The sequence below is a fragment of the Pseudomonas sp. M5 genome (genome assembly GCF_016907075.1).
Classification (GTDB): domain Bacteria; phylum Pseudomonadota; class Gammaproteobacteria; order Pseudomonadales; family Pseudomonadaceae; genus Aquipseudomonas; species Aquipseudomonas putida_E.
Map to the genome: position 1 here is coordinate 1,018,190 of NZ_JAFBBH010000001.1, position 11,773 is coordinate 1,029,962.

Genomic DNA, 11,773 nt, shown 5'->3' on the forward strand with positions numbered 1-11,773 from the left:
ATGGATCAGCCCAACAGGCCGTACACCACAGAAGTCAGCGCAACCAGGCCAACCACCACTACAAAGACGTTGGACAGCGCGCCACTGTACTTGCGCATCGACGGCACGCGGCGGATGGCGTACATCGGCATCAGGAACAGCAGCACGGCGATGATCGGGCCACCCAGCGACTCGATCATACCCAGGATGCTCGGGTTCAGGGTGGCGACGATCCAGCACACCACCAGCATCAGCGCGGCAACCACACGGTCCAGCGCCTTGGCGCCCGGGCGTGCACCGGTTTTGGCGATGATGCCCTTCAGGCCTTCGCTGGCACCGATGTAATGGCCCAGGAACGACTTGGCGATGGCGATGAAGGCGATCAGCGGCGCGGCGAAAGCGATCGTCGGGTTGCTGAAGTGGTTGGCCAGGTACGACAGGATCGACAGGTTCTGCGCCTTGGCCTCAGCCAATTGAGCGCTGTCGAGGGTCAGTACGCAGCTGAAGACGAAGAACAGCACCATGGCCACCATCAGTAGGTGTGCGCGTGCCAGGATCTGGCCGCTGCGCTCGTCGGCGTGTTCGCCATACCGGCGCTTCTGGTCCACGGCAAAGGCCGAGATGATCGGCGAGTGGTTGAACGAGAACACCATCACCGGGATCGCCAGCCACACGGTGTGCAGGAAGGCCGAACCCGATGGCAGTTGGGAAGCGCCGTCGAGGATACCCCCGGTCCAGTGCGGGACCAGGTAAAGGCCCAGCAGCGCCAAGGCGACGATGAACGGGTAAACCAGCAGGCTCATGACCTTCACCGTGGCCTGCTCACCGCAGCGCACGATGGCCAGCAGGCCCAGGATCAGCACGAACGACAACAGCGCCCGCGGCGGCGGGGTCATGTGCAACTGGTGTTCCATGAAGCTGGTGACCGTGTTGGTCAGCGCCACGCTGTAAATGAGCAGGATCGGGAAGATGGCGAAGAAGTACAGCACGGTGATCAGTGCACCGGCCTTGATGCCGAAATGTTCTTGCACCACCTCGGTGATATCCCCGCCACTGCGCCCGGACAGGACGAACCGGGTCAGGCCGCGGTGGGCGAAGTAGGTCATCGGGAAGGCCAGCGCGGCGAGGATCAATAGCGGCCAAAAACCACCGAGGCCGGCGTTGATCGGCAGGAACAAGGTACCTGCACCGATGGCGGTGCCAAACAGGCCCAGCATCCAGGTAGTGTCATGACGGGACCAGCTGCCAAGGGCAGCCGGGGTCGATTCGAAGCGTTGTTCAACGCTTGGGGCCTGCTCGTTCATTCCGGGTGCAACTCCACTCGCAAGACTGCAACAGGGCTGGGAGTGGCGAAACAGAGGCTTCGAGCACCCCAACCAGAAAAGAGGGGCGCGATTGTGCACTGAAAGTGGGCGGTTGCGAAGCCCCGCCCGAGGGACGGTTGCACTTGTCTTTACAAGCGGGGTTGCACTATGGGGCCGCCTTGCGGCCCTTTCCGACCGGTCCGGCGCCCCGGCAAGGCCGCTCAGACGTTCGCGAAGCCTTGCAGGAGCGGCACTGTGCGGTGTTACTTCTGAACGGCAGCGAACGCTTCGGCAACCCGTTGCAGGTTGGCCGGGCGCAGGCCGGACATGCACACCCGGCCGCTGTCGATCAGGTACACACCGAACTCGTCGCGCAGGCGGCGGACCTGCTCGACGCTGAAACCTGTGTAGCTGAACATGCCACGCTGGCGCAGGAAGAACTGGAAGTCCTGGCCTGGCAGCAACACGGCCAGCGCATCGACCAGGGCCTGGCGCATATCGAGAATGCGCTTGCGCATCACCTCGACTTCAGCGGCCCACTGCGCATTCAGCGCAGCATCGCCGAGCACACCGGCTACCAGCTGTGCGCCGAAGTTGGGCGGGCTGGAGTAGTTGCGGCGCACAGTTGCCTTGAGCTGGCCAAGCACGCTTTGGGTGGTGTCTTCATCGTCGCAGACCACCGACAGGCCCCCTACCCGCTCGCCATACAGCGAGAAGATCTTCGAGAACGAGTTGCTGACCAGGCACGGTACGCCGGCACGGGCCATTTCGCGGATGGCGTAGGCGTCTTCCACCAGACCCTCGCCGAAGCCTTGGTAGGCGATGTCGAGGAACGGGATCAACTGGCGCGCCTTGACCACTTCCACCACGTGCTGCCACTGCTCCTGGGTAAGGTCGGCACCGGTGGGGTTATGGCAGCACGGATGCAGCAGCACGACGCTGTTGGCCGGCAGGGTCTGCAAAGTCGCCAGCATGCCGTTGAAGTCCACGCCACGGCTGGCCTGGTCGAAGTACGGATAGCTGTGCACCTTGAACCCTGCACCTTCGAAGATGGCGCGGTGGTTGTCCCAGGTCGGGTTGCTGACCCAGACTTCGGAGGCAGGGAAGTAACGCTTGAGGAAATCGGCGCCGACCTTGAGCGCGCCGGAGCCGCCGACGGTCTGCACGGTCGCCACGCGCTTGCCGGTGACGGCTGGGTGATCGGCACCGAACAGCAGTGCCTGGATCGCCTGGCGGTAGCTGGCCAGGCCTTCCATCGGCAGGTACAGCGAAGCCTCGTGGGCCACGCCGGCGATGCGTTTTTCAACCGCATCCACCGCTTTGAGCTGCGGCACCACGCCGGCCTCATCGTAATAAAGGCCGATACTCAGGTTGACCTTGTCGGCGCGCGGGTCGGCCTTGAAGGTTTCCATCAACGAGAGGATCGGGTCGCCGGCATAGGCATCGACATGTTTGAACACAGCGTGCAGCTCCTTGGATCAGGACAGTTCGGAAAGGCTCAGGTGAGGATACCCGGACTCGGCGGGCAGGAACATCACCTATTGTGCAAGGTTGTCTATGCAAGATTGCACAGCGGGCATTTGCAGCGTGTCAGCTGGCCAGCGCCTTGAGCTCCTGCAGCTCAACCTCAGTCACCGCCACCCCTTCACGCTGTGCAATTTCCCGCTCCCGGTAGCGCCGCTCGCCCGGCATACGCGACAACCCCACCGCCTGCATCTGCTCGACCAGCTCCCGGCTGCGCTGCGCAAACCGGTCGCCTTCGGCTTTGCTCGGGTCGATGACGATGATCAGTTGCCCGGTCCACGGCGTTTTCGCCCCAGGGTGGCTCGCCCAGTCGAATTCCCAAGAGAAATGCCCACCGGTCAGCGCCGCCGCCAGCAACTCGACCATCATCGACAGTGCCGAGCCCTTGTGCCCGCCGAAGGGCAGCAGCGCACCGCCTTCCAGGATGGCCTTGGGGTCGGTGGTCGGCTGGCCATCGGCGTCCACGCCCATGCCCTCCGGCAGCTGCTGGCCGGCCCGCGCAGCGATCTGCACGTCACCATGGGCCATGGCGCTGGTGGCCATGTCAAAAACGATAGGGTCGTGCCCCGCACACGGCGCGGCAAAGGCAATCGGGTTGGTGCCGAACAACGGCTTGCGCGCACCGTGTGGCACAACACAGGTCATGCTGTTGACCACGCTCAGGGCTACCAGGCCCTCATCGGCAAACGGCTCCACATCGGGCCACAGCGCTGCGAAATGGTGGGAGTTGTGAATCGCCAGTACCGCGATGCCGGCACTGCGGGCCTTCTCGACCAGCATTGCACGCGCCGCGGCCAGGGCCGGCTGGGCAAAGCCCCCGCCAGCGTCTACCCGAACAAAGCCCGCCGCCACGTCAGTCACCTGCGGTATGGCACAACCGTTCACCCAGCCGCTGGCCAGGGTCGAGACATAGCCAGGCATACGAAACACCCCGTGGCTATGGGCACCATCGCGCTGAGCGCTGGCGCAATTGTGGGCGAGCACGCCGGCCACCGCTGCACTGCAGCCGTGACGCTGGAAGATCGATTGCAACAACCCCTGCAGTTCGGCAAAAGGCATGCGCACGACGGGGTGGGTGGAAGGTGCAGACATCTGAAGCTCCTTTCTTGGAATTGGAATGGCAACAGCGTGGGCCGCGACAAAAACTTTCCCGCATGTGACAGCTATCTGTCAAATGTTGACTCTATGACAGAAAACATTCATTTTCTATTCACGCCTCGCCTGGAGCAACAGCATGAGCCAACCGATCAAACAACGCCTGGAACACAGCCTGCAAGCCGCGACTGCTTCAGGCCACAAGATCGCCAGCTACATGCTCGCCAATCTCCAGGAATTGCCGTTCCAGACCTCAGCCAGCATTGCCGCCAAGCTCGGCGTCAGCGAATCCAGTGTCGGGCGTTTCTGCCGCTCACTCGGTTATGCCCATCTCAAGGCGCTCAAGCAAGACCTTCAGAGCGACCTGGGTGATGGCCCATGGCTGGTGGGAGACCGCCTGCAGGAATACCGCCAGCAGCACGACGACAACACCCGCGCAGGCAGCCTTGAGCTGGAAATTGCCGCGTTGGTACGGGTGCACGAATACAGCCGCAGCGAGGCCTGGCACATAGCCGCCCAGCGCCTGGCAGACAGGCCGCGGGTATTCATTGCCGGTTTTCAGACCGAGCGTGGTGTGGCCCAGTGCATGGCCCACCTGCTGCACTACCTGCGCGACGGCGTCCAGGTGGTCGATGGCAGTGCCGGGCACTTCGGCGAGGTGCTGCTCGGGCGCCCGGAAAACAGCGCGCTGGTGGTGTTCGAGGCACGCCGTTATTCCCGCCATGCCTTGCTGCTGTGCCAGAAGGCACGCCAGGCCGGTATCCCGGTCACGCTGGTGACCGACACCTTCTGCGACTGGGCCGATGCCAATGCCGACGAGGTGTTCCGCATCCCCACCGAATTCAATCTGTTCTGGGAGTCCACCTCGGCAATGCTGTCGTGGGTGCACCTGATGGTCAACGAGGTCTGCAAGAAGCTCGGGCCTGATGTTGAAAAACGCTTGGAAGCGACTGCCGCTCTACATAACGAATTCGTCGGCTACACGACGGGAAAACAACAATAGCAAGAGTGCAAGAGGTGCGAGATGAACAAGACCATGGCTATGGTGGGTGCATGTGCCCTGCTGCTGGCGGCTAACGCCAGCGCCGAAACCCTGCGCTTCGCCACCGAAGGGGCCTACCCGCCCTTCAACTATGTGGATGCCGACAACCAGTTGCACGGTTTTGACATCGACATCACCCACGCCCTGTGCGAGCAGATGAAAGTCGAGTGCACCCTGGTGGCGCAAGACTGGGAAGGCATCATCCCGGCCTTGATGGCACGCAAGTACGATGCGGTGGTGGCTTCGATGATCGATACCGAGGAGCGCCGCAAGAAAATCGCCTTCACCGACCATTACTACCGCACGCCGCTGACCGTCGCCGTGGCCAAGGACAGCAAGATCAGTGATGCGCAGAACACCTTCGAAGGCTACACGGTGGGTGCCCAGTCGTCCTCGACCCAGGCGATCTATGCCGAAGATGTGTATGCCAAGGCGGGCGCTGACGTGAAGCTCTACCCGACCATGGACGAGGCCAATGCCGACCTCGCCGCCGGCCGCCTGGACGGGGTGATCGCCGACAAGTTCCCGCTGCACGAGTGGATGAACAAGAACGGCCAGGAATGCTGCAAGGTGCTGGGTGACGTGGCCGGCACCAAGGCTAATGCCGCCATCGCCGTGCGCAAGGACGATGAAGCACTGCGCCAGCGGCTGAATACCGCGTTGGCGCAAATCGTCGCCAACGGTACCTACCAGAAAATCGCCAGCAAGTACTTCGACTTCGATATCTACAACTGATTCCGCCTGCAACGACGCGCTCTCCCGAGCGGCCTTGTGTCGCGAAAGGACCGCAAAGCGGCCCCAGGCTTGTGCAGCGCCACCAGAACCTGTGGGGCTGCTGCGCAGCCCTTTCGCGACGCAAGGCCGCTCCTACAGCGCTCGCGCGTGGAGCAGTTAATTCTAGGGATATGTCATGCTCGATCAATTGTCCTTGCTGTCCTTCGCCAGTGGTGGCTGGGGCCAGGCGCTGCTGGCAGGCGCGCTGGTGACCGTGTCACTGGCCCTCGCCTGCCTGCCCATCGGCTTGCCACTGGGCCTTGTCGTGGCCCTGGCGGCGCGCTCGCGCAAGCGCCTGCCGCGTGCCTGGTCAACCACATTTTCCACCGTGTTCCGCGGCCTGCCCGAGCTGCTGACCCTGCTGATCATCTATTACGGTTGCCAGATCGCCGCACAGCAACTGCTGGCCGCCATGGGCTATCAAGGTGAGTTCCTGATCAATACGTTCCTCGCGGCGATGATCGCTTTCAGCCTGGTGTTCGCCGCCTTTTCCAGCGAGATCTGGCTGGCTGCTTTCAAGACCCTGCCCAAAGGCCAGCTGGAGGCCTGTGCGGCACTGGGCCTGGGCAAGCGCACCGCCTTCTTCAAGGTGGTACTGCCACAACTGACGCGCATCGCCCTGCCGGGGCTCTCCAACAACTGGCTGTCGTTGCTCAAGGATACCTCGCTGGTATCGACCATCTCGCTGGTCGACCTGATGCGCCAGACCAACCTTGCGGTCAGCGTGACCAAAGAGCCGATGTTCTTCTACGGGGTGGCCTGCCTGGGTTACCTGCTGTTCTCGGCGCTATCGGGGCGGGTGTTCGCCTACATCGAACGGCGCAGCAACCGCCACCTGCAAGGAGCACGCGCATGAGTGCCGAACAATGGCTGAGCCTGGTACTGGACCCCGACCTGCTGGAGCGCTACGGGCCACGGTTCATCGACGGGCTGCTGGTAACTGCCAAGCTGGTAGCGATTTCCTTCACCCTCGGCGCCATGCTCGGCCTGCTGCTGGCGCTGGCCCGGATGTCGCGCAACCTGCCGCTGCAGCGCCTGGCGGCCGGCTACATCTATTTCTTCCGTGGCTCCCCCCTGCTGGCACAACTGTTCCTGCTGTACTACGGGCTTGGGTCGTTGAAGGGGTTCTGGCAGGACGTCGGCCTCTGGTGGTTCTTCCGCGAAGCCTGGCTCTGCACCCTGCTGGCCTTCACCCTGAACACGGCCGCCTACCAGGCCGAAATCTTCCGCGGCAGCCTGATGGCCGTGGCGCCAGGGCAGTATGAAGCAGCCAGGGCTCTGAACCTCAAACGCTCCACCACCTTCTTCAAGGTCATCTTGCCGCAATCGTTGCTGGTGGCCATCGGCCCGCTGGGCAACGAACTGATCCTGATGATCAAGGCCAGCGCCATCGCCTCGCTGGTGACCATCTACGACCTGATGGGCGTGACCAAATTGGCGTTCTCGCGCAGCTTCGACTTCCAGATCTACCTGTGGGCCGCCGTCCTCTACCTGGTGATCGTCGAACTGGTTCGGCGCCTGCTGAAACACCTGGAGGCCCGCCTGGGCCGCCACCTGAACTGACCGAAGGATACAATCATGCATTGCCAGACCCTTGTCCTGGGCGCCGGTATCGTCGGCGTCAGCACCGCGCTGCATCTGCAGGCACGCGGGCGCCAGGTGATCCTGATCGACCGCAATGAACCCGGTTGCGGCACCAGCCATGGCAACGCCGGGCTGATCGAACGCTCCAGTGTCATCCCCTATGCGTTCCCCCGCCAATTCGGCAAGCTGCTGCGCTATGGCCTCAACCGCCAGCCGGACGTGCGCTACAGCCTGCTGCACTTGCCCAAGGCCGCGCCCTGGTTGCTGCGCTACTGGCGGCAGTCGGCACCGGGGCGGCTGGCCGGGGCCGCGGCCGACATGCTGCCGCTGGTACAACGCTGCGTAGAGGAGCACGACGCCCTGATCGCCGCCGCCGGCCTCGAAGGGCTGGTGCAGGCCAAGGGCTGGATCGAGGTGTACCGCGACCCGGCGTTGTTCGAGCAGGCCAAGGCCGAGGTCAAGGGCCTTGCGCGCTATGGCCTGCACTACGAACTGCTCGAACGCGGGCAACTGCAGGCACGCGAGCACCAGCTCGACAGCACCATAGTCGGCGGCATCCATTGGCTCGACCCCAAGACCGTGAACGACCCCGGCGCCCTCACCCGTGGTTATGCTGCGCTGTTCGTCCAGCGCGGCGGGCAGTTCCTGCACGGTGATGCGCGCAGCCTGCGCCAGGTCGGCAGCCAATGGCGGGTCGAAAGCCAGCGCGGGCCAGTCACCGCCGGCGAAGTGGTGGCGTGCCTTGGGCCACAGTCGGCCGACCTTTATGAGCGCCTGGGCTACACGATCCCGCTGGGTATCAAGCGCGGTTACCACATGCACTACGCCACCCGTGACGGCGCTCAGTTGCAGCACTCGATCTGCGACACCCAGGGCGGCTACGTACTGGCGCCGATGGCCGCCGGCATACGCCTTACCACCGGCATCGAGTTCGCCGCCAGCAGCGCCCCAGGCAACGAAATTCAGCTCAAGCGCTGCGAAGCGCTGGCGCGCACATTGTTCCCGGCACTGGGTGAGCGCCTGGACGACACCCCCTGGCTGGGCCGTCGCCCCTGCCTGCCGGACATGCGCCCCGTGATCGGCCCGGCGCCACGGCACAAGGGCCTGTGGTTCAACTTCGGCCACGCGCACCACGGCCTGACGCTGGGCCCGGTCAGCGGTCGCCTGGTGGCTGAACTGCTGACCGGCGAGCGCCCTTTCACCGACCCTGCGCCTTACAGCGCGGCACGTTTCAACTGACACCACGCGGGAGAACAACAACATGACCGCCCCTTTGAGCGTTGCCAGCCTTGCCCCTGAAAACGACCCACGCCCGGTGCTGATCCGCATCGAGGGCCTGAACAAGCACTATGGCGCTTTCCATGTATTGCGCGACATCGACCTGCAGGTGCGCGAAGGTGAACGCATCGTGCTGTGCGGCCCCTCCGGCTCAGGCAAGTCCACCTTGATCCGTTGCATCAACCGCCTGGAAATTGCCGAACAAGGCAGCGTCCAGGTAGCCGGCACCGACCTGGCCAGCAGCACACGCCAGGCCGCCCAGGTACGCAGCGACATCGGCATGGTGTTCCAGCACTTCAACCTGTTCCCGCACATGAGCGTGCTCGACAACTGCCTGCTGGCTCCCACCAGCGTGCGCGGCCTGTCCCGCAAGGACGCTGAGGAGCGTGCCCGGATGTACCTGTGCAAGGTCGGCATCGAAAGCCAGGCGCACAAATACCCCAGCCAGCTCTCTGGCGGCCAGCAGCAGCGGGTGGCGATCGCCCGCGCCTTGTGCATGAAGCCGCGGATCATGCTGTTCGACGAGCCGACCTCGGCGCTGGACCCGGAAATGGTCGCTGAAGTGCTGGATGTATTGGTGCAACTGGCGGGCACCGGCATGACCATGCTCTGTGTTACCCATGAAATGGGCTTTGCCAGGCAGGTTGCCGAGCGGGTGCTGTTCCTTGAAGGCGGGCAGATCATCGAAGACAGCCCGCCGCAGGTGTTCTTCAACCAGCCGCGCACTGCACGTGCCAAAAGTTTTCTGGCGCAGATCCTTCATTGAAGCCACTGCCCCCTTCATTGCACGGCTGCAATGACCCAACTGCGTCGTTAAATATAATTGACCTCGCCCCCTGTCAAACCCTTGCCGCCTGAGGCTCGCAAGGGTTTCAGCCCCCGAATTCAGGCGCTTCAGCCCATTTCAGTCGTTTGACATATCGAACGGCTCTGGCAAGCTATCTACAAGCCCCGACCGGCATCGTCGCCTCTGACGAGCCGGCAGTGCTCGGGGCTTCAGGTAGCACACCAGGCCCCGCGCCGTGCACCTGCACAACAACGGCAGGTCGAACCTGCCATAAGGTGACATATGTCCAACAGCAACATTGGCAACAAGCAACCTTCCCTGCGCAAACCCGTCGTCCTGATGACCATGGGCAGCCAAGAGCGCAAAGGCCATGACTACCAGGTCATGACCCACAAATACATCACCCCGCTGGTCGATTTCGCTGATTGCGTCCCGGTACTTGTGCCCACCTGCTGTGGCACCGAAGACCTCGAGACCTATCTGGACATGGCCGACGGCGTATACCTGACCGGTGCCGGCAGCAACATCGAGCCGAGCCTGTATGGCCAGGAAAACCAGACACCAGGCAAAGGCCAGGACGTCAACCGCGACCTGTTCGATATTCCGCTGGTCAAGGCCGCGCTTAAACGTGGCCTGCCCATCTTCGGCATCTGCCGCGGCATGCAGGAAATCAACGTCGCCCTGGGCGGCGATATCTACCAGAAGGTTTACGCCGAACCAGGCTACAACGACCACCGGGAAAACCCGGAAGATCCGGTCGACGTGCAATACGCTCAGGTGCATGGCGTGAAGATCAAGCCGGGCAGCTGGCTGCACGACGCCCTTGGCACCGACGAGATCCGCGTCAACTCGCTGCATGGCCAGGGCCTGCGCACCCTGGGTACAGGCATCGAACCGATCGCCCACGCCGAAGACGGCCTGGTCGAAGCGATTCACGCCCCGAGCATTTCGCCGTTCCTGTTTGCTGTACAGTGGCACCCGGAGTGGCAAGCGGCCAAGAACCCTGATTCGATCAAGATCTTCCAGGCCTTCGGCGATGCCTGCCGCGCCCAGGTGCGCAAATCCCAGATCAAGCGCCAACAGGCCGCCTGACACTCAGCTTCGTCAGTTTTGATCGCGGGGCGGCGCAAGGCCGCCCCCCGCTTCCCCGGTCACCCTCTGCTGGTCCCAGAACACTTCCCGTGGATGCGGGCGGCGGGCTTGCGCCTGTCTCCGCGATCGTTTTTCCCCTCCCGAGAGATACGATGACTGTTTAGATGGTTGTCGTCAGGTTTTCTGCGCCTGGGATATCGCGCGACGCCGCGCCCTACAATCCCGAGCCGCGCGCGATTCCGCCCCACCACAAATCCCCGATTGGCCACGTGCCCCAAAAATTTTCCACGGATGGACTAGTCATCACGCTAGTTGTACGATAACTTACCTCCAACGCAAAACAACACCCTTCACCCAAGCGCCACAGGATGCCAATAACAATGAATCCACAAGAACTGAAATCCATCCTCTCCCACGGGCTGCTGTCTTTCCCGGTCACCGACTTCAATGCCCAGGGCGACTTCAACCAGGCCGGCTACATCAAGCGCCTGGAATGGCTTGCCCCGTACGGTGCCAGCGCCCTGTTCGCCGCCGGTGGCACCGGTGAGTTCTTCTCCCTGGCCGCCAGCGAGTACAGCCAGGTAATCAAGACCGCCGTCGACACCTGCGCCACGTCTGTACCGATCCTCGCCGGCGTCGGTGGCTCCACCCGCCAGGCCATCGAATACGCACAGGAAGCCGAGCGCTTGGGTGCCAAGGGCCTGCTGTTGCTGCCGCACTACCTGACCGAAGCCAGCCAGGACGGTGTCGCCGCCCACGTCGAAGCGGTGTGCAAATCGGTCAACATCGGGGTGGTGGTATACAACCGCAACGTTTGCCGCCTGAACGCCGACCTGCTGGAAAAGCTTGCCGAACGCTGCCCTAACCTGATCGGCTACAAGGACGGCCTGGGTGACATCGAACTGATGGTGTCGATCCGTCGCCGCCTGGGTGACCGTTTCAGCTACCTGGGTGGCCTGCCGACCGCCGAGGTGTATGCTGCCGCTTACAAAGCCCTGGGTGTGCCGGTGTACTCCTCGGCGGTGTTCAACTTCATTCCGAAGACCGCGATGGACTTCTACCACGCCATCGCCCGCGACGATCACGCCACCGTTGGCAAGCTGATTGACGACTTCTTCCTGCCATACCTGGACATCCGCAACCGCAAGGCCGGTTATGCCGTGAGCATCGTCAAGGCAGGCGCGAAGATCGCCGGTTACGACGCAGGCCCGGTGCGCACGCCGCTGACCGACCTGACTGGCGAAGAATACGAAATGCTCGCAGCCCTGATGGACAAGATGGGCCCGCAATAAGCGGCCCCCGCGGCCTGCCATC

Annotated in this window: 11 protein-coding genes; 8 read left to right on the forward strand and 3 right to left on the reverse strand. The window is 63.1% G+C overall.

The genetic code is table 11. The features are described 5' to 3' along the window. Window positions 1–5 precede the first annotated feature (5 nt). The 3 genes from JOE27_RS04755 to JOE27_RS04765 all read right to left on the reverse strand — a co-directional run bounded on the left by JOE27_RS04755 (window position 6) and on the right by JOE27_RS04765 (window position 3,899). Window positions 6–1,283 (reverse strand): serine/threonine transporter, encoded by a 1,278-nt coding sequence (locus tag JOE27_RS04755; protein WP_046786087.1) that lies wholly within the window; start codon window positions 1,281–1,283, stop codon window positions 6–8. Between the two features lie 263 nt (window positions 1,284–1,546). Continuing rightward, window positions 1,547–2,743, reverse strand: a complete 1,197-nt coding sequence (locus tag JOE27_RS04760) for an amino acid aminotransferase (protein WP_204918069.1) — start codon at window positions 2,741–2,743, stop codon at window positions 1,547–1,549. A gap of 130 nt (window positions 2,744–2,873) precedes the next feature. Then, the gene (locus JOE27_RS04765) at window positions 2,874–3,899 is read right to left on the reverse strand and encodes an Ldh family oxidoreductase (RefSeq protein ID WP_119687093.1); all 1,026 of its coding nucleotides are present in this window, start codon (window positions 3,897–3,899) and stop codon (window positions 2,874–2,876) included. Between the two features lie 142 nt (window positions 3,900–4,041). On the opposite strand from JOE27_RS04765, the gene JOE27_RS04770 reads away from it, so the two are divergent. The 8 genes from JOE27_RS04770 (at window position 4,042) to kdgD (ending at window position 11,751) form a co-directional block, all read left to right on the forward strand. Further along, window positions 4,042–4,905: a MurR/RpiR family transcriptional regulator gene (locus tag JOE27_RS04770; RefSeq protein WP_046786084.1), complete on the forward strand. Its 864-nt coding sequence runs from the start codon at window positions 4,042–4,044 to the stop codon at window positions 4,903–4,905. A gap of 21 nt (window positions 4,906–4,926) precedes the next feature. Then, window positions 4,927–5,679, forward strand: coding sequence for a transporter substrate-binding domain-containing protein (locus tag JOE27_RS04775; RefSeq protein ID WP_115274681.1), 753 nt, complete (start codon window positions 4,927–4,929; stop codon window positions 5,677–5,679). 175 nt (window positions 5,680–5,854) lie between these two features. Further along, window positions 5,855–6,574 carry an ABC transporter permease subunit gene (locus tag JOE27_RS04780; protein WP_046786082.1) on the forward strand — a complete coding sequence of 240 codons (720 nt, stop codon included), beginning with the start codon at window positions 5,855–5,857 and terminating at the stop codon, window positions 6,572–6,574. Next, a complete protein-coding gene (locus tag JOE27_RS04785) occupies window positions 6,571–7,281 on the forward strand; it encodes an ABC transporter permease subunit (protein ID WP_046786081.1) in 711 nt (236 codons plus the stop codon). Before JOE27_RS04780 ends, JOE27_RS04785 begins: the two co-directional genes overlap by 4 nt. Before the next feature lie 15 nt (window positions 7,282–7,296). Then, window positions 7,297–8,541 (forward strand): FAD-binding oxidoreductase, encoded by a 1,245-nt coding sequence (locus JOE27_RS04790; protein ID WP_204918071.1) that lies wholly within the window; start codon window positions 7,297–7,299, stop codon window positions 8,539–8,541. Window positions 8,542–8,563: 22 nt separating this feature from the next. After that, the gene (locus JOE27_RS04795; protein ID WP_046786079.1) at window positions 8,564–9,346 is read left to right on the forward strand and encodes an amino acid ABC transporter ATP-binding protein; all 783 of its coding nucleotides are present in this window, start codon (window positions 8,564–8,566) and stop codon (window positions 9,344–9,346) included. Window positions 9,347–9,649: 303 nt separating this feature from the next. Next, entirely contained in the window at window positions 9,650–10,459 is an 810-nt protein-coding gene (locus JOE27_RS04800; protein ID WP_119687095.1) for a type 1 glutamine amidotransferase, read from the forward strand. 380 nt (window positions 10,460–10,839) lie between these two features. Continuing rightward, a complete protein-coding gene (gene kdgD, locus JOE27_RS04805; RefSeq protein WP_046786077.1) occupies window positions 10,840–11,751 on the forward strand; it encodes a 5-dehydro-4-deoxyglucarate dehydratase in 912 nt (303 codons plus the stop codon). The last annotated feature ends 22 nt before the right edge of the window (window positions 11,752–11,773 follow it).

What these genes read in the sequence shown, in the direction of transcription:
- JOE27_RS04755 (WP_046786087.1), bottom strand. Translation starts at nt 1,283, where the DNA reads ATGAACGAGCAGGCCCCAAGCGTTGAACAACGCTTCGAATCGACCCCG.
- JOE27_RS04765 (WP_119687093.1), bottom strand. Translation starts at nt 3,899, where the DNA reads ATGTCTGCACCTTCCACCCACCCCGTCGTGCGCATGCCTTTTGCCGAA.
- JOE27_RS04770 (WP_046786084.1), top strand. Translation starts at nt 4,042, where the DNA reads ATGAGCCAACCGATCAAACAACGCCTGGAACACAGCCTGCAAGCCGCG.
- JOE27_RS04775 (WP_115274681.1), top strand. Translation starts at nt 4,927, where the DNA reads ATGAACAAGACCATGGCTATGGTGGGTGCATGTGCCCTGCTGCTGGCG.
- JOE27_RS04780 (WP_046786082.1), top strand. Translation starts at nt 5,855, where the DNA reads ATGCTCGATCAATTGTCCTTGCTGTCCTTCGCCAGTGGTGGCTGGGGC.
- JOE27_RS04785 (WP_046786081.1), top strand. Translation starts at nt 6,571, where the DNA reads ATGAGTGCCGAACAATGGCTGAGCCTGGTACTGGACCCCGACCTGCTG.
- JOE27_RS04790 (WP_204918071.1), top strand. Translation starts at nt 7,297, where the DNA reads ATGCATTGCCAGACCCTTGTCCTGGGCGCCGGTATCGTCGGCGTCAGC.
- JOE27_RS04795 (WP_046786079.1), top strand. Translation starts at nt 8,564, where the DNA reads ATGACCGCCCCTTTGAGCGTTGCCAGCCTTGCCCCTGAAAACGACCCA.
- JOE27_RS04800 (WP_119687095.1), top strand. Translation starts at nt 9,650, where the DNA reads ATGTCCAACAGCAACATTGGCAACAAGCAACCTTCCCTGCGCAAACCC.
- kdgD (WP_046786077.1), top strand. Translation starts at nt 10,840, where the DNA reads ATGAATCCACAAGAACTGAAATCCATCCTCTCCCACGGGCTGCTGTCT.